This window comes from Streptomyces nymphaeiformis (assembly GCF_014203895.1).
GTDB classification, from domain to species: Bacteria; Actinomycetota; Actinomycetes; order Streptomycetales; family Streptomycetaceae; genus Streptomyces; species Streptomyces nymphaeiformis.
In genome coordinates, this window is record NZ_JACHJY010000001.1 from 377,811 (window position 1) to 395,149 (window position 17,339).

General features: G+C 73.4%; 13 protein-coding genes. 3 read left to right on the forward strand and 10 right to left on the reverse strand.

What is annotated here, in order from left to right; translation table 11 throughout:
• Positions 1 to 47: 47 nt before the first annotated feature.
• From GGE06_RS01605 to GGE06_RS01645, 9 genes are all read right to left on the reverse strand, one after another.
• Positions 48 to 1,085 carry a glutamate ABC transporter substrate-binding protein gene (locus GGE06_RS01605; RefSeq protein ID WP_116160965.1) on the reverse strand — a complete coding sequence of 346 codons (1,038 nt, stop codon included), beginning with the start codon at positions 1,083 to 1,085 and terminating at the stop codon, positions 48 to 50.
• 11 nt (positions 1,086 to 1,096) lie between these two features.
• The gene (locus GGE06_RS01610) at positions 1,097 to 2,533 is read right to left on the reverse strand and encodes a GlnX family signal transduction membrane protein (protein ID WP_116160966.1); all 1,437 of its coding nucleotides are present in this window, start codon (positions 2,531 to 2,533) and stop codon (positions 1,097 to 1,099) included.
• Between the two features lie 301 nt (positions 2,534 to 2,834).
• Positions 2,835 to 3,830 (reverse strand): N-acetylglucosamine kinase, encoded by a 996-nt coding sequence (locus GGE06_RS01615; RefSeq protein ID WP_116160967.1) that lies wholly within the window; start codon positions 3,828 to 3,830, stop codon positions 2,835 to 2,837.
• The gene (locus tag GGE06_RS01620; protein ID WP_184929858.1) at positions 3,821 to 5,086 is read right to left on the reverse strand and encodes a 6-phospho-beta-glucosidase; all 1,266 of its coding nucleotides are present in this window, start codon (positions 5,084 to 5,086) and stop codon (positions 3,821 to 3,823) included. Before GGE06_RS01620 ends, GGE06_RS01615 begins: the two co-directional genes overlap by 10 nt.
• Before the next feature lie 7 nt (positions 5,087 to 5,093).
• Positions 5,094 to 5,987: a carbohydrate ABC transporter permease gene (locus tag GGE06_RS01625; RefSeq protein ID WP_116160969.1), complete on the reverse strand. Its 894-nt coding sequence runs from the start codon at positions 5,985 to 5,987 to the stop codon at positions 5,094 to 5,096.
• A 3-nt stretch (positions 5,988 to 5,990) separates the two neighbouring features.
• Positions 5,991 to 6,932 carry a carbohydrate ABC transporter permease gene (locus tag GGE06_RS01630; RefSeq protein WP_116160970.1) on the reverse strand — a complete coding sequence of 314 codons (942 nt, stop codon included), beginning with the start codon at positions 6,930 to 6,932 and terminating at the stop codon, positions 5,991 to 5,993.
• A gap of 6 nt (positions 6,933 to 6,938) precedes the next feature.
• Positions 6,939 to 8,282 (reverse strand): ABC transporter substrate-binding protein, encoded by a 1,344-nt coding sequence (locus GGE06_RS01635; RefSeq protein ID WP_116160971.1) that lies wholly within the window; start codon positions 8,280 to 8,282, stop codon positions 6,939 to 6,941.
• Positions 8,283 to 8,334: 52 nt separating this feature from the next.
• Entirely contained in the window at positions 8,335 to 9,549 is a 1,215-nt protein-coding gene (locus tag GGE06_RS01640; RefSeq protein WP_116160972.1) for an ROK family transcriptional regulator, read from the reverse strand.
• A gap of 179 nt (positions 9,550 to 9,728) precedes the next feature.
• Positions 9,729 to 10,790 (reverse strand): mechanosensitive ion channel family protein, encoded by a 1,062-nt coding sequence (locus GGE06_RS01645; protein ID WP_116160973.1) that lies wholly within the window; start codon positions 10,788 to 10,790, stop codon positions 9,729 to 9,731.
• 256 nt (positions 10,791 to 11,046) lie between these two features.
• Between GGE06_RS01645 and GGE06_RS01650 the strand changes: the two genes are divergently transcribed.
• Positions 11,047 to 11,610 carry an HNH endonuclease gene (locus tag GGE06_RS01650; RefSeq protein WP_116160974.1) on the forward strand — a complete coding sequence of 188 codons (564 nt, stop codon included), beginning with the start codon at positions 11,047 to 11,049 and terminating at the stop codon, positions 11,608 to 11,610.
• A 49-nt stretch (positions 11,611 to 11,659) separates the two neighbouring features.
• Here the strand turns inward: GGE06_RS01650 and GGE06_RS01655 are convergent, their stop codons facing one another.
• Positions 11,660 to 14,743 (reverse strand): glycoside hydrolase family 84 protein, encoded by a 3,084-nt coding sequence (locus GGE06_RS01655; RefSeq protein WP_184929859.1) that lies wholly within the window; start codon positions 14,741 to 14,743, stop codon positions 11,660 to 11,662.
• A 278-nt stretch (positions 14,744 to 15,021) separates the two neighbouring features.
• Here GGE06_RS01655 and GGE06_RS01660 point away from each other — a divergent pair, with 278 nt between their 5' ends.
• Together GGE06_RS01660 and malQ are read left to right on the forward strand one after the other, a co-directional pair.
• Positions 15,022 to 15,222 carry a hypothetical protein gene (locus GGE06_RS01660; protein ID WP_177181742.1) on the forward strand — a complete coding sequence of 67 codons (201 nt, stop codon included), beginning with the start codon at positions 15,022 to 15,024 and terminating at the stop codon, positions 15,220 to 15,222.
• A gap of 1 nt (position 15,223) precedes the next feature.
• On the forward strand, positions 15,224 to 17,320 hold the full coding sequence (gene malQ, locus GGE06_RS01665) for a 4-alpha-glucanotransferase (RefSeq protein WP_184929860.1): 2,097 nt from the start codon (positions 15,224 to 15,226) through the stop codon (positions 17,318 to 17,320).
• Positions 17,321 to 17,339: the final 19 nt, after the last annotated feature.

The following is a 17,339-nucleotide window of genomic DNA, read 5'->3' on the forward strand; positions in this document are numbered from 1 at the left end:
CTTCCGCTTCGTGTACTGGCTTGCTCGTGGGGGCGGGTGCGGGGCTGCTACTTGTACAGCGGGGCCGGCGGCCCGGTTATCCCGGGCAGGTCCTTCTCCAGCCACTCCTTGTACGCCTTCTGCCAGGGGCCCTGCCGGTAGCCCACCAGGACCTGGTTGACCCGGCGCACCAGGTCGTCGTTGCCCAGCTTGGCCGCCACCCCGTAGTACTCCTGGGTGAACGGCCTGCCCTTCAGCTCGACCGCCGGGTCCTGTGCGGCCTGGCCGGCCGCGAGGGCGTTGTCGGTGACGACGGCGTCGACCTCGCCCATCTGGAGCCGGACCAGGCAGTCCAGCTGGTTGGGCACGGTCAGCACGTCCGGGTCGTCCTTGGTGCCGTCGCGCTCGTCCTTGATGATCGCGCCGAAGGAGTTCTCCGCCAGCGCGTCGTAGGCCGTGGAGCCCTCGGCGGTGCAGATCCGCTTGCCGCGCAGCGAGGAGTCGTAGCCGGTGATCTCCGTAGCGAGCTTGGGCGCCAGGACCTGCTGCCCGGCCTGGAAGTAGGCGGTGGAGAAGGCGACCTGCTCGATCCGCTTGCAGTTGATCGTCATGGTGCGCACGACGAGGTCGACCTTGCCGCTGTTCAGCGCGGTGATCCGCTGGTTGGTCGGGATCGTGCGGAAGATGATCGCCGCCGGGTCGCCGAGTATGTCCTTGGCGATGGCCCGGGCCAGGTCGATGTCGAAGCCCTCCAGGACGCCCTTCTCCGGGTTCCGGTAGCCCCAGCGGTAGCTGGACTGGTCGACGCCGACGATCAGCTTCCCGCGGTCCTTGATCGCCTGGATCGAGGGGCCGTCCGCCGAGGAGGGCGTGAGGGAGGCCTCGGGGTGCTCGCAGGTGTCGGCCTTGATCTGGACGCCCGTGCCCACGCCGGGGCCGGCCGTCCGGGGCACGGCCACCGCGCCGTCCCCTTCGTGCGACGCGAGGGGCAGCAGGGTGACGAGGGACGCGGTGAGCGCGCAGGCCACGGCCATCGCGGCCACCCCGCCCCAGCCCCGCAACCGCCGCGCGGCCCGCCGCACCAGCGGGTCCGTGCCGTTCGGCATCCCGCCCCCTCTCACCGGTACTCCGACAGTCTGCGGTTGATGCCGAGCACGGCTCCCGCCGCGCCCAGGATCCCGAGGGCCGCCGCGCCGAGCGGAAGCGCGGTCAGCGCGTCCCTGGCCTTCCCGGCGGAGCGGGTGAACTCGTTCTGCTCGTGCGCCAGGGCCCGCTCCAAGGCCGCGTCGACCTGGTCGAAGGACTGCCCGGTGGAGTCCTCGGCGCCCACGACCCGGAGCAGGGCGCCCTCGTAGTCGCCGGCCTCGTCCTTCGCGCGGGCGTCCTTGTGGCGCTCGCGCCAGTCCGCCGCGCGCGCCGCGGAGTCGTCGACGGGACCGCGCCCGGCGTCGTCGTCGGCGAGCTCGCGGGCCTGGCCGAGCGCCGTCGTCAGGGCGCTCATGCTCGCCGTGTAGTCCGCCTCGTACTTGTCGCTCTTGCCGTCCTCGGTGAGGACGGCGCCCCGGGCGACGAGGGTCAGGTTCTCGTTGGCGCGGGCGGTGAGCGAGCTGATCCGGGCCGTGTTGAGGACCTGGAGGGACTCCTGCCCGTGCGCCCGCGCGGTGTTCAGCTCGGCCCGCGTCACGGTGTGCGCGGCGGCGAGCCAGAGCAGGACGACCGCGGTGGCGGCGGTGGCGGCGAGCAGCCCCTGGTTGAAGACCCGGTTGGTCCTGGCGTAGTTGCGGCGCTGGGCCCAGACGAGGACGCCGAGCGCGACCAGGCCGAGCGCCAGCGACAGGTAGGGCCAGGCGCGGGCCGAGTCGTCGTCGCGGTGCAGCCGCGCCGTCTCCGCCGCGTACAGCCGCTCGGCGGCCGGCAGCAGTGCGCTGGTCATCTGCTGGTTGGCGTACCGCAGATAGGCGCCGCCGAGCGGCAGGCCCTGCCGGTTGGCGGCCCGGGCGCGCTCTATGAGGCCCGTGTAGCGGGGGAGCTGCTCGTTGAGGGTGGCGATCTCGCGGGCCGACGCCGACGAACCGTCCGTGTTCGCCGCGGCCTTGACGAGGAGCCGGGAGGCGGTGGTGACGTCCCGGGTGTAGCGCGCGCGGGACTCGGCGGGCTCCAGGGTGCCCGCCAGGAAGCCGGCGGCGGCGGTGGTGTCGGCGTCGGCGAGGGAGCGGTAGATCGCGGCCGCGTCGGCGCTCAGCGGCTGGCTGCGGCTGACGACGTCGTCGGCGGCGGAGGACCTGTCGGTGACCTCCAGGGCGGTGACCGCGCCGAACGCGACGACGAGCAGCGCCAGTACGGCTCCGAGGATCTGCAGCCGGCCGGGCTCGGTCGTCGCGGCCTCCCGCAGCCGCTCGCGCCCCACCGCCCAGGCGCCGCGCCCGGCGGGCGGGGGCCCGGGGACGGCGCCCGTCGACTGCTGCGCCGGCACCCCGCCCGGGCGTACGGGCGCGGGCGCCGTCCCCGGCGCGGCCGAGGCGGACGGCGCGCTCGGCGGATGCGGATGTGTCACGTGACCTCCCCCTCGGTCTCGACGTCGATCGCTCACCTGGCGAGCAGTATGGCCGCAGGGCCCCACCCGCACACCGGAAATGGCGCGATCTTGTTCTTATCCTGCCGCATGCCCACGGGACTTCCGCGGGCGAACCCCCTACGAAAGGAATACGTCGCCCGGCCGCGATCGGTTCCGTATCGGCCATCGCTCGAACAGGTGAACATGCGTGCGGGGCGCCCCGCCGCGAACGACGGGACGCCCCGTACCGACCGTCTTCAGGTCGTCCTCAGGAGCCCACGGCCCCGGGACGTCACCGCTCTCAGCCCTCGTACCGCTCCCGCAGCCGGGCCTTGGCCTCCGGGCCCGCCGCCACCGCGTCCAGGGCGAGCAGCCCGGCGCCGAGGACCGGCGGCGCCGTCACGAAACCGATCACGGCCTTCGGTGCCCGCTCCGCGAGGAGTTCACGGATCCGCTCCTCCAGCTGCGGATGGCGGGCGGCGAGCACGCTGCCGCCCAGCATCACCGGCGCCTCCTCGCGGTGCAGCCCGAGCCGGCGCAGCGCGACCGCCGACATGGCGACGACCTCCTCGGCCAGCCGGTGCACCAGCGACAGCGCCACCGGATCGCCCCCGGCCGCGACCGCGAACAGCACCGGCGTCAGTTCGTGCCGCTGAGCCGTCGTGACCCGCCCCAGGTGCAGCGCCTCGATCAGCGCGTACATCGACTCCAGGCCGAAGTGCGCGGGCAGCGCGTCGGCGAGGGCGGTGGGCAGGCCCCGCCCGTCCTCGGCGCGCGCCGCGAACCACAGGGCCTCGTCGGCGAGTCCGCCGCCCCCGCCCCAGTCCCCGGAGATCTTTCCGATCGCCGGGAAGCGCGCGGTCCGCCCGTCCGGGGTCATTCCGACGCAGTTGATCCCCGCCCCGCACACCACGGCCACGCCCCGCGGCTCGTCGAGCCCGGCCCGCAGGATCGCGAAGGTGTCGTTGTGCACCCGTACGTCACGGCTCAGGGCCCGGCCGAGCAGCTCGGTCTGGAGCGCGACCTCCTCGACGGGCAGGTCGGCATTGGCGAGACAGGCCGTGACGTGCGCGAACGTCGGAGGGAGTCCGGCACCGCCGGCCTCTTCCCACGCCCTCCCGACGATCTCCACGAGCCCGTCGACCGCCGTCCCCACCCCCACCACGGGCGGCTGGAAACCGCCGCCGCGCGCCGCCCCCAGGACCGTCCCGCCCTGGGAGACCACCGCGACGTCCGTCTTGCTGTTCCCCGCGTCGATCGCGAGGAGCACCCCGTTCGACCCCCCGTTCACACCCACGCGAGGTGCTCCCGGTTGTGCGCGATCAGCCGGTCGGTGAGCCCGTCGGCGTACGCGTACTGCCCGACCAGCGGGTGCGCGAGCAGCGCCTTGAAGACCCGGTCCCGGCCGCCGCGCAGCGCCGCCTCCAGGGCCAGCTCCTCGTACGCGGTGACGTTCGCGACCAGACCGGCGTACAGCGGGTCCACCGGCGCGACCGGCAGCGGCGTGGCGCCGTGCGCGCCGACCACCGCCTGCGTCTCGATGACGGCGTCGTCCGGCAGGAACGGCAGCGTGCCGTTGTTGTACGTGTTCACCACCTGGTACGGCGACCCGCCGCCGCCGAGCAGGGAGGCCGCCAGGTCCACGGCCGCCTCCGAGTAGAAGGCGCCGCCGCGCTTGGCGAGCAGGGCCGGCTTCTCGTCGAGCGCCGGGTCCCCGTACATCTCCAGGAGTTCCCGCTCCATCGCGGCGACCTCGGCGGCCCGCGAGGGCTTCGTGCCGAGCTCCCGCACCACCTCGTCGTGCGCGTAGAAGTACCGCAGGTAGTACGAGGGGACGACGCCGAGCCGGTCCAGGACCGGGCGCGGCAGGCGGAGGTCGTCGGCGATCGCGTCGCCGTGCTCGGCGAGCAGCCGCGGCAGCACGTTCTCGCCCTCGGGGCCCCCGAGGCGTACCGAGCGCTCCCAGGTCAGGTGGTTGAGCCCGACGTGGTCGAGGTGGACCTCGGACGGGGTCACGCCGAGGAGCGCGGCGAACTTCCGCTGGAAGCCGATGGCCACGTTGCACAGGCCGACGGCCTTGTGCCCGGCCTGGAGCAGCGCGCGCGTGACGATGCCGACGGGGTTGGTGAAGTCGATGATCCAGGCGTCCGGGTTGGTGCGGCGGACCCGCTCGGCGATGTCGAGCACCACCGGCACGGTCCGCAGCGCCTTCGCGAGACCACCGGCACCCGTCGTCTCCTGGCCGACGCAGCCGCACTCCAGCGGCCAGGTCTCGTCCTGCTCGCGGGCGGCCTGTCCGCCGACCCGCAGCTGGAGCAGGACGGCGTCGGCGCCCTCGACCCCGGCGTCGAGGTCGCTCGTGGTGACGACCTTCCCGTCGTGGCCCTGCTTGGCGAAGATCCGCCGGGCCAGGCCGCCGACGAGCTCCAGGCGCTCGGCGGCCGGGTCGACGAGGACGAGTTCGGTGATGGGCAGGGTGTCGCGCAGCCGCGCGAATCCGTCGATCAGTTCGGGGGTGTAGGTGGAACCGCCCCCCACGACAGCGAGCTTCATGTATGACTCAGCCCTTCACTCCGGTCAGTGTGACTCCCTCGACGAACGCCTTCTGCGCGAAGAAGAACACGAGGATCACGGGGGCCATGACCAGGACGGTCGCGGCCATGGTCAGATTCCAGTCGGTGTGGTGCGCGCCCTTGAAGGACTCCAGGCCGTAACTGAGCGTCCAGGCGGCCGCGTTCTCGGAGGCGTAGATCTGCGGCCCGAAGTAGTCGTTCCAGCAGTAGAAGAACTGGAAGAGGGCGACGGCGGCGATGCCGGGCTTCGCCATCGGGAGCACGACCCGCACCAGGGTGCGGAATTCGCCGCACCCGTCGATCCGCGCCGCCTCGACGTACTCGTTCGGGATCGTCAGCAGGAACTGGCGCAGCAGGAAGATGGCGAAGGCGTCGCCGAACGCCATCGGGATGATCAGCGGCCACAGCGTGCCGGAGAGGTCCATCTGCTTCGCCCAGAACAGGTACATGGGGATGATCACGACCTGCGGCGGCAGCATCATCATCGCGATGACCAGCAGCAGTGACAGATGGCGGCCGCGGAAGCGGAACTTCGCGAGCGCGTACGCCACGGGGACCGAGGACACCACCACGAGGACGGTGCCGAGCCCCGCGTACAGCAGGGAGTTCTTCCACCAGGTCAGGAAGCCCTCCGTCTGGAAGACCCGGACGTAGTTGTCCCAGTGCCAGGAGTTCGGCGTGAGGTCCCGGGTGAGTGCCTGCTCGTCGCTCATCAGGGAGGTCAGGAAGACGAAGACGAACGGGAGGACGAAGAACAGGGCGGTGGCGATGCCGAGCGCGTGCACGGCGATCCAGTGCAGCAGCGCCTTGCGGCGGGCCTGCTTCTCGGCGGGGCTCGCCTCGGCCCGCACGGGGGAGGCGGCGGCGGTTGCGGTCGTCATGGTTCAGTCACCCGAGCCGATCAGGCCGCCGCGCCGGCGCATGAGGAGCGCGGTGAAGGCCATGGAGAAGGCGAAGAGCACGAGCGCCACCACGCAGGCCGCGCCGTAGTTGAACTGGTTGAAGCCGAGGCTGTAGATCAGCTGCGGGAGCGTCAGCGTGGAGTCGTCGGGATAGCCGGGCTGGAAGGCGGCGCCGGAGCCGCCCATCTTTCCCGAGGCGACCTTGGAGGCCACGATCGGCTGGGTGTAGTACTGCATCGCGCCGATGATCCCGGTGACGACCGCGAAGAGCACGATCGGCGAGATGTTCGGCAGGGTGATGTACCGGAAGCGCTGCCGGCGGGACGCGCCGTCCAGCTCGGCGGCCTCGTACTGGTCCTTCGGTACGTCGAGCAGCGCGGCCATGAAGATGACCATGAGGTCGCCGACGCCCCACACGGCGAGCACCGTGAGGGCCGGCTTGGCCCAGTCCGCGTCGTTGAACCAGGAGGGGGCGGGGACGCCGAGCCCCTCCAGGAACGAGTTGACCGGTCCGGTGCCGGGGTTGAGCAGGAAGACGAAGGCGAGCGTGGCGGCCACCGGCGGCGCCAGGTACGGCAGGTAGAAGAGGGTGCGGTAGATCCCGGCGCCCCTCTTGATCTTGGTGATCAGCATGCCGACGCCCAGGCCGAAGACGACCCGGCAGGTCACCATGACGACCGCCAGCCAGAGCGTGTTCTGCATCGCCGGCCAGAACTTCGGCAGGTCGGAGAAGACGTACGTCCAGTTCTCCAGGCCGCGCCACGTCGGCGGGTTGAGGCCGTCGTAGCGCATGAACGAGAAGTACAGCGTGGAGACCAGCGGATAGGCGAAGAAGAAGCCGAAGCCGATCAGCCAGGGCGACATGAACAGCGCGGTGCGCAGCGCGTTGCGCCGGTGCTTCGACCGGAGCGTGTACGTGGTCATGGCGGGCTACTTCGCCGCGGCGATGTCGCGGTCGATCTGGGCCGCGGCGTCGGCGAGGCCCTTCTTGAGGTCGGTGACCTTGCCGCTCTCGTACTTGTGGGCGAGGTCGGACAGGGTCTCCTGGTAGGCGGGGCCGTTCACGGCGCCGTCCATGGTGGTGGACTGCGGGTGCCGGGCGATGTCCAGGAAGGTCTTGAAGCGGGCGTCGAACTTCAGGTTCGGGGACTTCAGCGCCTCGAAGGTGGAGGGCACGTTCCCGATGGCGTTGGCGAAGCCCACCACGGCGTCCGTGTCCGTGGTCATGTACTTGACCAGCTCCCAGGCGGCGTTCTGCTTCCTGCTCTGCGGCGCGATGCCCATGATCGTGCCGGAGAGGTAGCCCTTGCCGTACTCGGCGATCTCGTCGTCCGCGACGGGCAGCGGCGCGACGCCGACGTCGAAGCCGACCTTGGCCTGCTTGATGAAGTTCAGCCGCCACTCGCCGTCCAGCTGCATGGCGACCTGCCCGGTCTGGAAGGGGTGCTTGGTGCCCCACTCGTCGCCGAAGGTGGTCCGGTAGGTGTCGAGCTTCTTGAAGCCGCCGAGGGAGTCCACCAGGGACTTCTGGTACGTCATCATCTCGGCGAACGCCGGGTCCTTGGCGACGTTCGACTTGCCGTCCTTGTCGAAGTACGTGTGGTCCCACTGCGACATGTAGTGCTCGACGACGGTCTCGTAGCCGAGGTAGTTCGGCATGAAGCCGAGCTGCTCGTACGAGTCGCCCTTGGGCTTCGTCAGCGCCTTGGCGACCTTGGCGAACTCGGACCAGGTCTTCGGCGGGGCCTCGGGGTCGAGGCCGGCCTTCCTGAAGGCGTCCTTGTTGTAGTAGAGCCCGTACGCGTCGGAGAGCAGCGGCAGGGAGCAGCGCCTGCCCTCGAACTGGGTGTACTCCTGGAGGACCTTCGGGAAGGTCTTGTCCAGGTCCAGCTTCGACTTCTCTATGAAGGGCTTGAGGTCGGCGAGCGCGCCCGAGGAGCAGAACTTGCCGACGTTCGAGGTGGTGAACGAGGAGACGACGTCCGGCCCGTTCGACCCGCCCGCGCGCAGTGCCTGGCCGAGCTTCTCGTCGTTGATGTCGCCGACGACCTTCACCTTGATGTTCGGGTGGGCCTTCTCGAAGCGGGCGACGTTGTCCTCGATCGCCTTGACCTCGGCGGGCGCCGACCAGCCGTGCCAGAAGGTGATGGTGGTCTCGGCCTTCGGGTCGTCGGCGGCCGCGTTGTTCGCGGAGCCGGTACAGGCGGAGGCGAAGAGGGCGATCGAGGCGGTGGCGGCGAGCGCGGCGGCGGTGCGGCCGGGACGTACGGGCATGACGGAGTCTCCCTGCGGGGGCGGGCTTTCGGGCCTGACGGGGCGTGGACGGTCAGCGCGAGGTGTCGAAGACCTCGTCGCGGGTGGTGGCGAGGGCGCTTTCGAGGGCGCCGCGCAGCACGGGGCTCCGGCGCACGGCGGACAGGACGAGCCGGGGTCGGGACGGGGCGAGGTCGGCGAGTTCGGACTGCACGCGCGCGCGGAGGGGCTCGCCGCCGGTGACGAGGGCGTCTCCGGACAGCACGATCAGCTCGGGGTCGAGGACGGTGACGAGGGCGGCGAGGCCGGTGGCGAGGCGCTCGGCGTAGCGGTCGAGCAGCTCCGCGTACCGGGGGTCGTCCTCATGGGTCTCGGCGGCGCGCGAGAGGAGTCCGCTCACCACCGGCACGTAGGGGTGGTCGGGGGTCTCGATCCCGGCCTCGCGGGCGATCCGGGGCACGGCCTGGATGCCCGCGAGCTCCTGGAAGCCGCCGGAGTTGGCCTTGGTGACCTGCCGGACGAGGGGGGTGCCGGGGACGGGCAGGAAGCCGAGCTCGCCGGCGCCGCCGGTGAAGCCGCGGTGCAGCCGGCCGCCGAGGACGAGGGCGCCGCCGAGGCCGCCCTCGTTCCACAGCAGGACGAAGTCGTCGTGGCCCCGGGCCGCGCCCAGGCGCCGCTCGGCGAGGGCGACGAGATTGACGTCGTTCTCGTACTCGAACGGCATGGGCAGGGCGGCGGCCAGCTCCTCCAGGAGCGTGGGGGAGTGCCAGCCGGGCAGGTGGGAGGCGTACCGCAGCCGCCCGGTGGCCGGGTCGAAGGCACCGGGGGTGCCGATGACCAGGCGCCGCACGTCCTCGCGGGTGATCCCGGCCGCCGCGACGGCCCCGTCGAGGGCCTCGGTGACCTGGCGGACGACACCGGAGGCGGAGCGGCCGGGGGTGCGGAGCTCGTACGCGCCGACGATCTCGCCCGTGACGTCGGCGACGGCGGCGTGGATGCGGTGCTGGTCGACGTCGAGCCCGGCGGCGTACGCGGCCCGCGCGTTCACCGCGTACAGCTGCGCGTTCGGCCCGGGCCGGCCCTCGGTGGTCCCGGTGGCGACGACGAGCCCGGCCGCTTCGAGCCGGGCGAGCAACTGCGAGGCGGTCGGCTTGGAGAGCCCGGTGAGCTTGCCGATCCGCGTCCGCGACAGGGGCCCGTGCTCAAGCAGCAGGTCGAGCGCGGCACGATCGTTCATGGCCCGCAGGACACGCGGCGTACCGGGGGTTCCCGGAGTCGTACCGGCCATGGAACTCGCACCTGCCCTCGTACGGTGACTGCAGTACCGCGGGGGCACTGTTAGGAAAGTTTCCTATCGGGTTGGGAGGAAGGTAAGGCGGCCGTCACGGAGGCGTCAATACCCGGGAACGCGACACGCCCCCGAAGGCAACGAAAGCGTTACCTGCGGGGGCGTGAGGACGCGAAGGGCTACTTGGAGAGGTCCGGCTTCGGCAGCGGGGTCGCCGCCGCCGACTGGGGGGAGGTCGACGAGGCGAAGACCGACGGGGCCGCCATGCCGGCCGTGGGGTCGGCCGGCTTCTCCTCGGCCTGGGGCGGGATGCCGCCCACGATCCGGATGCCGGCCTCGTCCAGGCCCCGCTTGATGCGCCAGCGCAGCTCGCGCTCCACGCCCAGCTTCTTGCCCGGCATCGTCTTCGCCGAGACCCGGATCGTCATCGAGTCGAGCAGCACCTCGCTCAGACCCAGCACCTCCACCGGACCCCACAGGCGCTCGTCCCAGGGCTCCTCCTTCGCCATGGAGTCCGCCGCCGCGGTGATCACGGCCTTCACCTCGTCCAGGTCCTCCGTCGGCCGGACGGTCACGTCCACGCCCGCCGTCGCCCAGCCCTGGCTGAGGTTCCCTATCCGCTTGATCTCGCCGTTGCGCACGTACCAGATCTCGCCGTCCACCCCGCGCAGCTTCGTCACCCGCAGGCCCACTTCGACGACCTCGCCGGAGGCCACGCCCGCGTCGATCGAGTCCCCGACGCCGTACTGGTCCTCCAGGATCATGAAGACACCGGACAGGAAGTCCGTCACCAGGTTCCGCGCGCCGAAACCGATCGCGACACCCGCCACACCGGCCGAGGCGAGCAGCGGCGCCAGGTCGATCTTGAACGCGCCGAGGATCATCAGCGCGGCCGTGCCCAGGATCAGGAACGACGCCACCGAGCGGAGCACCGACCCGATCGCCTCCGAGCGCTGCCGCCGCCGCTCGGTGTTGACGAGGAGACCGCCGAGCGTCGTCCCCTCCACCGCCTGCGCCGAGCGGTTCATCCGCTCGATCAGCTTCGTCAGCGCCCGCCGCACGGCCATCCGGAGCAGCAGCGCGACCACCAGGATCAGCACGATCCGCAGGCCCGTGTTCAGCCAGGTGGACCAGTTCTCCTCCACCCAGCTCGCCGCGCTGGTGGCCCTCTCCGCGGCCTCGTCCAGGGTCACCGGCATGGGTTCGGGTTCGGTGGCAGCCGCCAGGGCGGACCAGGACACGGGACAACCTCCAGGCATCGCGTACGCAGGCCATCCACAGTAACGGGGCGTCGGATGTGCTCCCGTAGCCCTGTTCGAGGGAGAGACGGACCTCACCTGGGCACATACCGGGGAGAGATGCCGATGTGGTCGAGAACACCCCGGTGCCGCCACCCCGATCCCGGTACGTGGTGGCGCCGCGACCAGGCATGAGGAGAGACTGAGAGCAGTTCGTCCCGGCGCGAGCCACGCGCCGCCGGCGTCATAGGAGGCATCCGTGCCGCATGTCCTGGTCCTCAACGCGTCGTACGAGCCGCTCGGCGTCGTACCGCTCCGCCGCGCACTCGTCCTCGTACTGGAGAACAAGGCCCTCTGTCTCGAGGAGTCCGGCGCCTTCCTGCACAGCGAGACCCAAGTCCTCCCCGCCCCCAGTGTGGTGCGACTGAAGCGCTTCGTGCGGGTCCCCTACCGGGGGCCCGTTCCCTTGACCCGCAGAGCGCTCTTCGCGCGCGACGGCGGGCGCTGCGCGTACTGCGGGGCCGTCGCGACCAGCGTCGACCACGTCATCCCGCGCAGCCGCGGGGGCACGCACGCCTGGGAGAACGTGGTGGCGGCCTGCCGCCGCTGCAACCACGTCAAGGCCGACAAGCACCTGCGGGAGATCGGTTGGCGGCTGCGCCACCAACCCGCCCCGCCGACCGGCCTGGCCTGGCGGATCATCGGGACCGGACACCGGGACCCCCGGTGGCTGCCGTACCTGGAACCGTACGGCGCCGTGGACGTGATGGCCCGGATCGACTCCGTCGCAGAGACCCCCGTGAGGGCGCTGACGACGGGTTGAGCCGGGCCTTTCGCGTACGCGGGGGCTGCGGCGGGGAACGGGACGCCTCTCAGGGGGCGTCCCGCTCCTCCGGCGTGTCCTCCTGCTTCCCTTCCGGCGGGGCCACCGCATACGTCTCGACCGACCAGAGCGAGTACCCGAAGCGCGTCGCCCGCGTCTCCCCCTGGACCCGCAGGAAGCGGGTGTCCGCCGCGTCCATCCGGACCGACTCCCGGCCGCCCCTGCCGTCCGCGACGGTCGCCGCCGTCCGCCAGACCCTTCCGTCGGCCGAGACCTGGACCCGGTAGCGCGAGGCGTACGCGTCCTGCCAGTGCAGCACCACCTGCCCTATCCGGGCCGGCTCGGGCAGTTCGAGCTGCCACCAGGCGCCGTCCTCCGCGGGCGAGGACCAGCGGGTCGCCGGGTCGCCGTCCACCGCCGACGAGGCCGGGAAGGCCGGGGTCTCGTCGCCCGAGGAGGAGGCCGTCGCCGCCCGCGCGAGGTCCGGGCCCGCCGTCCGGGGGAAGGCCCGGACCGTCAGGACCCGCTCCTCGCCCGCGAACGACACCGGCACCCGGTACGAGCCCGCCGGCACGCCCGCGGCCACCGACACCTCCAGGGGGACGGTCGTCCGCGCGCCGCGCTCCACCGCCGCCTGCTCCGGCAGCCGTACCGCGATCCCCTTCGGGGCCTTCGCCGTCAGCGTCCCGCGCACCTCGCCCGCGCGCCGGCCCGTCAGCTCCACGTCCACCCGCTGCGCCGGGCCGCCGATCTCCGCGTCCGTCTCGGTGCGGGCGAGTGCGAGACCGGCCCGCGGCCCGTCCGCGAACCACGGGACCAGCGAGCGCACCTCGGGCGCGGGACCGTCGCCGCTCCACACGACCCGCAGCGCGTCCGCCCGCAGCCCCTTCAGCTCCGTCTGCGTCCACCCGGACGCCGACAGCGGGCCGAGCGGCCGCCAGCCCTCACCGGGGACGTACGCCTCCACGCGCGCGTCGCCGGCCTTGTCCGGCTCGGTCATCACCGTCAGCGCCTCCACGGGCCGGGCCCGGTCGAGCCGCACGGTGTACGAACCGGGGGCGCGGTCGGCCCTGGCCGGCGGGGTGCGGTCGGCGCCGGTCCAGGCCGCCGACTCGGCCACCGCGCGCGTGAGGAACGGATCGAGGACCCCCGAGCCGACCGTCACCCGGGCCGCCTTCAGGTCCTTCCGCTGCCCTTCCAGGTCCAGCTGCGCCCGCCAGGCCGCCGCGCCGTCGCGGCGCGCCTGGGCGAGGAGCATGTCGACGGCCGTCTCGCCCGCCCGGCCGTACCGGGAGAGCTGCTCCAGCCAGGGCCCCGTCTCGTCGTCGAGGGTGCCGCCGGCCGCGGCCGTGAGCCGCTCGGGCGCCCGGCGCATCACCGTGAACGCGGCCCGCAGTTCGCGCGCCGCCTCGTCCCGAGCGGCCGTGCCGGCCGGGCCGGTGCCCGTGCGGGACGCCCAGAACGCCGCCAGGAGCGGCTTCAGATAGGCCGATTCGCCCGCCGGGTCCAGGATCGACGAAGAGCCGTTCCCGGCGAGTGCGCGCAGCGCCTCGCGGGCGGCCGGGTCCGGGCCGGCGAGGTCGTCGACGGCCGCCCGCCAGGACTCCCCGGGCCGGTAGCCCCTGGGGTTCCAGGCGTAGTCGGCGGTGGTGAAGAGCGGGACGCGGGAGGCGGCGGGCTGCTCCATGGCGTGCGCGAGGAAGGCGGCCGAACCGGCGGCCACGGCCGGCTCCCGGCCCGTGGCGGGGCCGAGGAACAGCCGGTCCTGCGCGTAGTCGTTGACGGGGTAGTTGTCCATGGTGACCAGCGGATGGCCGCCCAGGGCCCGGCGTGCGCCCGAGAGTTCGCCGCCGGTGATCGTGCGCGGGACGACGCCGACACCCGTCCACGCCACCCGCACCTCCGGGTCGAGCTCCGCGGCGAGCTTCGAGCGGTACGCGGTCGCGCCGTCCTGGTAGTACTCCGTCGGCATCACCGTCAGCGGCTCGGCGTCCGGATGCTCCTCGGCCAGCCGGCGGGCGACGGCGTTCGCCACGCGCGCGTGGGCGCCGGCCGCGGCCTCGGGACCGCTCCCGAACGTGTCCGCGTCCTTGTCGCAGTGCCACTCGTCGTAGGAGGCGTCCTGGAACTGGAGCTGGAAGGAGCGCACCCCGAGCTCCCACATCGCGTCCAGCTTCCGCGTCAGCGCCGCCACGTCGCCGGACGAGGCCAGGCACATGGACTGGGCGGGCGCCACGGCCCAGCCGAGCGTCACGTGGTTCGCGAGGGCCCGCTCGGCGAGCGCCCGGAACTCCTGCTGCTGCGCGGCCGGGTAGGGCTCGCGCCACTGCGCCTGGCGGTACGGGTCGTCCCCGGGCGCGTACAGATAGCGGTTCTGCTTGGTCCGGCCCAGGAAGTCCAGCTGGGCGAGCCGCTGTTCCAGGGTCCAGGGGCGGCCGTAGAAGCCCTCGGTGATGCCGCGCTCGGCCGTGCCGGGCCAGTCGCGGACGACGACGCCGGGGACCTCCCCGCCCGCGCCGAGGAGCTGACGCAGCGTCTGGACCGCGTGGAACAGGCCGTCCTCGCCGACCCCGTCCAGGACGACGGTGTCCCGTCCCTGGAAGCGGCCCGTCGCGAGCCGGTAGCCGCCGCGCGGCAGATCGAGCCGCTCGGGGACGCGCAGGGCGGTGAGGGCCTGCTCGGCGGCCTCGCCGGAGGGACCGGCGGCCCGCAGGACCGGGCCCCGGCCCGGCAGGCCGGTGTGGACGGTCCGTACCCCGGCGGCCCGAAGGAGCTCGCGCAGGGCGGCGAGGGCGTACGGATCGGCGTCGGCGTCCGCGAGCAGCGTCACCTCGTTCCCGAGGCGTACGGAGGGCCCGGCGGCCGTCAGGGACTGCGGCCGGGGCCAGACGGCGGGCACGCGCGCGGTGGCGGTGTCCGCGCGGGAGACGGCCGGGGTCGAGGGAGCCGCCGGAGCAGTGGGGCCGGCCGGGGTCGTGGGGCCGGCGGGAGCGCTCGGTGCCGCGGGTGTCCTCGGGGCCACGGGCGCCTTCGGGAACGCCTGAGCCGAGCCCGGGGCCGCGCCGCCGAGCAGACCGCCGATGACGGCGGCGGCGACGGCCGTCGCGGTGCGCTTCCTGCGCCCGAGGTGCACGGGGCGTCTCCCTTCGGCAGGTCCCGGCGGCTCTGCCGGATGGTCACGACTGGGTCACGAGCCCACCACCCGTCGCACGGGGGTGTCAATGCGCGTGGCCGATGTGTCGCCTTTGCCCGGCGAGCCGTCGGCGAGGTGACGTCACTTCGCCGCGTTCCGCCGGTAAAACGAGGTGCGCTGGGTAGGGCTCTGTCGTTACTCAGGACGAATCAGTCGAGTCGCACCAGTCGAGTCGCACCTGTCGAGTCAGATCTGTCGAGACGAATCGGGAGACCCCCGTGACCACGACCGCCCATCACCTCGGACGGATACGCGTTCCCCAGCAGTCGGCGCCGGCCGGCGAGCCGCTGACCAGCGAGCCGCCCCTGCCCGACGCGTCACCCCTCACCAGCGAGCCGCCGCTGGCCGTGGCGGCCCCCCTGACCAGCGAACCCACCGCCCCCGGCAGCGCGGGCGGCCCGGAGTCCCCCGGAGTGTGAAGTGACCCTGGCCCGTCTCGCCGCCCGTCACGGCGTCGCCACCGTCCACAGCCCGTCAGAAGGCGTCACCGTGCCCGTGCCGGACGCCACCGTGGTGGCCGTCCTCGCGGCCCTGGGCGTCGACGCGGCCACCCCCGAGGCGGTCGCCGCCGCCCTCGACGCGGCCGAACGGGCCGACCGGGAGCGCCTGCTGCCGCAGACCCTGGTCCTGCGGCACGGCGAGGAGCTCCGCCCGCCGGAGGACCTGCCGTCCGGCACCCGGCTCCGGGTCACCACCGAGGACGGCGGCGTCGTCACCGGTGGTGACTGGTCCGGGCTGCCGCTCGGCGTCCACACGGTCGAGGCGCAGGCCCCCGACGGGCGCACGGCCACCGGCACCCTGATCGTGAGCCCCGCGCGCGTGCCCGGCCCCGGGCGGCGCTCGTACGGGCTCCTCGTCCAGCTGTACTCGCTGCTCTCCACCCGCTCCTGGGGCATGGGCGACCTCGGCGACCTGCGGGAGCTCGTCGGCTGGGCGGGCCGGACGCACGGCGCCGGGTTCGTCCAGGTCAACCCGCTCCACGCGGGCGTGCCCGGGGCGCCGAGCGACCCCTCCCCGTACCGGCCGTCCTCCCGCCGCTTCCCGGACCCCGTCCATCTGCGGATCGAGGAGATCCCCGAGTACGCCCTGGTGGGGCCCGAGCGCCGCGAGGAGCTCGACCGGATCCTCGCCGAGGCGGCCGAACTGCGCGAACGGGTCCTCGGCAAGGGAGCCCTGATCGACCGGGACGCCGTCTGGGAGGTCAAGCGGCGGGCCCTGGAGCTCGTGCTCGCCGCCGTGGAGCCCGGTCCCGGCCGCCGCGCCGACTTCCACGACTTCCTCGCCGAACGCGGCCGCGCCCTGGAGGACCACGCCACCTACCAGGCCCTCGCCGAGCGGCACGGCCCGCGCTGGCGGACCTGGCCGGAGGAGCTCCGCACGCCGCGCACCGCCGAGACCGCCGTGCGCGCCGACCCCGCCCTGGCCGCCCGGGTCGACTTCCACTGCCGGCTCGCCTGGCTGACGGACCGGCAGCTCGCCGACGCCGCCGCGGCCGCCCGCGAGGCCGGCATGGAGGTCGGGATCGTCCACGACCTGGCGGTCGGCGTCCACCCCGAGGGCTCCGACGCCTGGGCCCAGCAGGAGGCCTTCGCGGCCGGCATGTCGGTCGGCGCCCCGCCCGACGCCTTCAACGCCCGGGGCCAGGACTGGGGCCTGCCGCCCTGGCGGCCCGACGCCCTCGCCGCCGCCGGGTACGCCCCGTACCGCGGACTCCTCCGCGAACTCCTGCGCCACGCGGGCGCGCTGCGCATCGACCACGTGATGGGCCTGTTCCGGCTGTGGTGGGTGCCCGAGGGGCGCGAGCCCACCGAGGGCACGTACGTCCGGTACGACGCCGAGGCGATGCTCGCGGTCCTCGTCCTGGAGGCGCACCGCGCCGGCGCCCTCGTCATCGGCGAGGACCTCGGGACGGTCGAGCCGGGCGTACGGGAGGAGCTGGCCCGGCGCGGGGTGTTCGGGACCTCCGTGCTCTGGTTCGAGCGGGACTGGGAGGGCACCGGCCGGCCGCTGCCGGCGGGGGAGTGGCGCGCGGAGTGCGTCGCCACCGCCACCACCCACGACCTGCCGTCCACCGCCGCCCGGCTCTCCGGCGAGCACGTCACCCTGCGGCACCGGCTCGGGCTGCTCTCCGGCGACCTGGAGCGCGAGCGGGCGGCGGACGCGGCGGAGACCGCCGAGTGGCTGGACGTGTTCGAGCGGAAGGGGCTGCTCCCGGAGGGCCCGGGGAACGAGGAGGCCGAGATCAGGGCCGTCCACCGGTTCCTGCTCGCCACCCCGGCCCGGATGGTCGGCGCCTGGCTGCCGGACGCGGTGGGGGACCGCAGACCGCAGAACCTGCCGGGCACCTGGGACCAGTACCCCAACTGGCGGCTGCCGCTCGCGGGTCCGGACGGCCAGCCGCTCACCCTGGAGGACCTCGCCGCCTCGCCCCGGGCGCACGCCCTGCTGACCGGGCTGAAGGCGGGTACGGAGGCCTCCGGTGCCCGTACGGCACCCCCGGGCGCGCGGCCCGTTTAGGTGTTCGCTACTTTTGGGC

What these genes read in the sequence shown, in the direction of transcription:
- GGE06_RS01605 (WP_116160965.1), bottom strand. Translation starts at nt 1,085, where the DNA reads ATGCCGAACGGCACGGACCCGCTGGTGCGGCGGGCCGCGCGGCGGTTG.
- GGE06_RS01620 (WP_184929858.1), bottom strand. Translation starts at nt 5,086, where the DNA reads ATGAAGCTCGCTGTCGTGGGGGGCGGTTCCACCTACACCCCCGAACTG.
- GGE06_RS01625 (WP_116160969.1), bottom strand. Translation starts at nt 5,987, where the DNA reads ATGACGACCGCAACCGCCGCCGCCTCCCCCGTGCGGGCCGAGGCGAGC.
- GGE06_RS01630 (WP_116160970.1), bottom strand. Translation starts at nt 6,932, where the DNA reads ATGACCACGTACACGCTCCGGTCGAAGCACCGGCGCAACGCGCTGCGC.
- GGE06_RS01635 (WP_116160971.1), bottom strand. Translation starts at nt 8,282, where the DNA reads ATGCCCGTACGTCCCGGCCGCACCGCCGCCGCGCTCGCCGCCACCGCC.
- GGE06_RS01640 (WP_116160972.1), bottom strand. Translation starts at nt 9,549, where the DNA reads ATGGCCGGTACGACTCCGGGAACCCCCGGTACGCCGCGTGTCCTGCGG.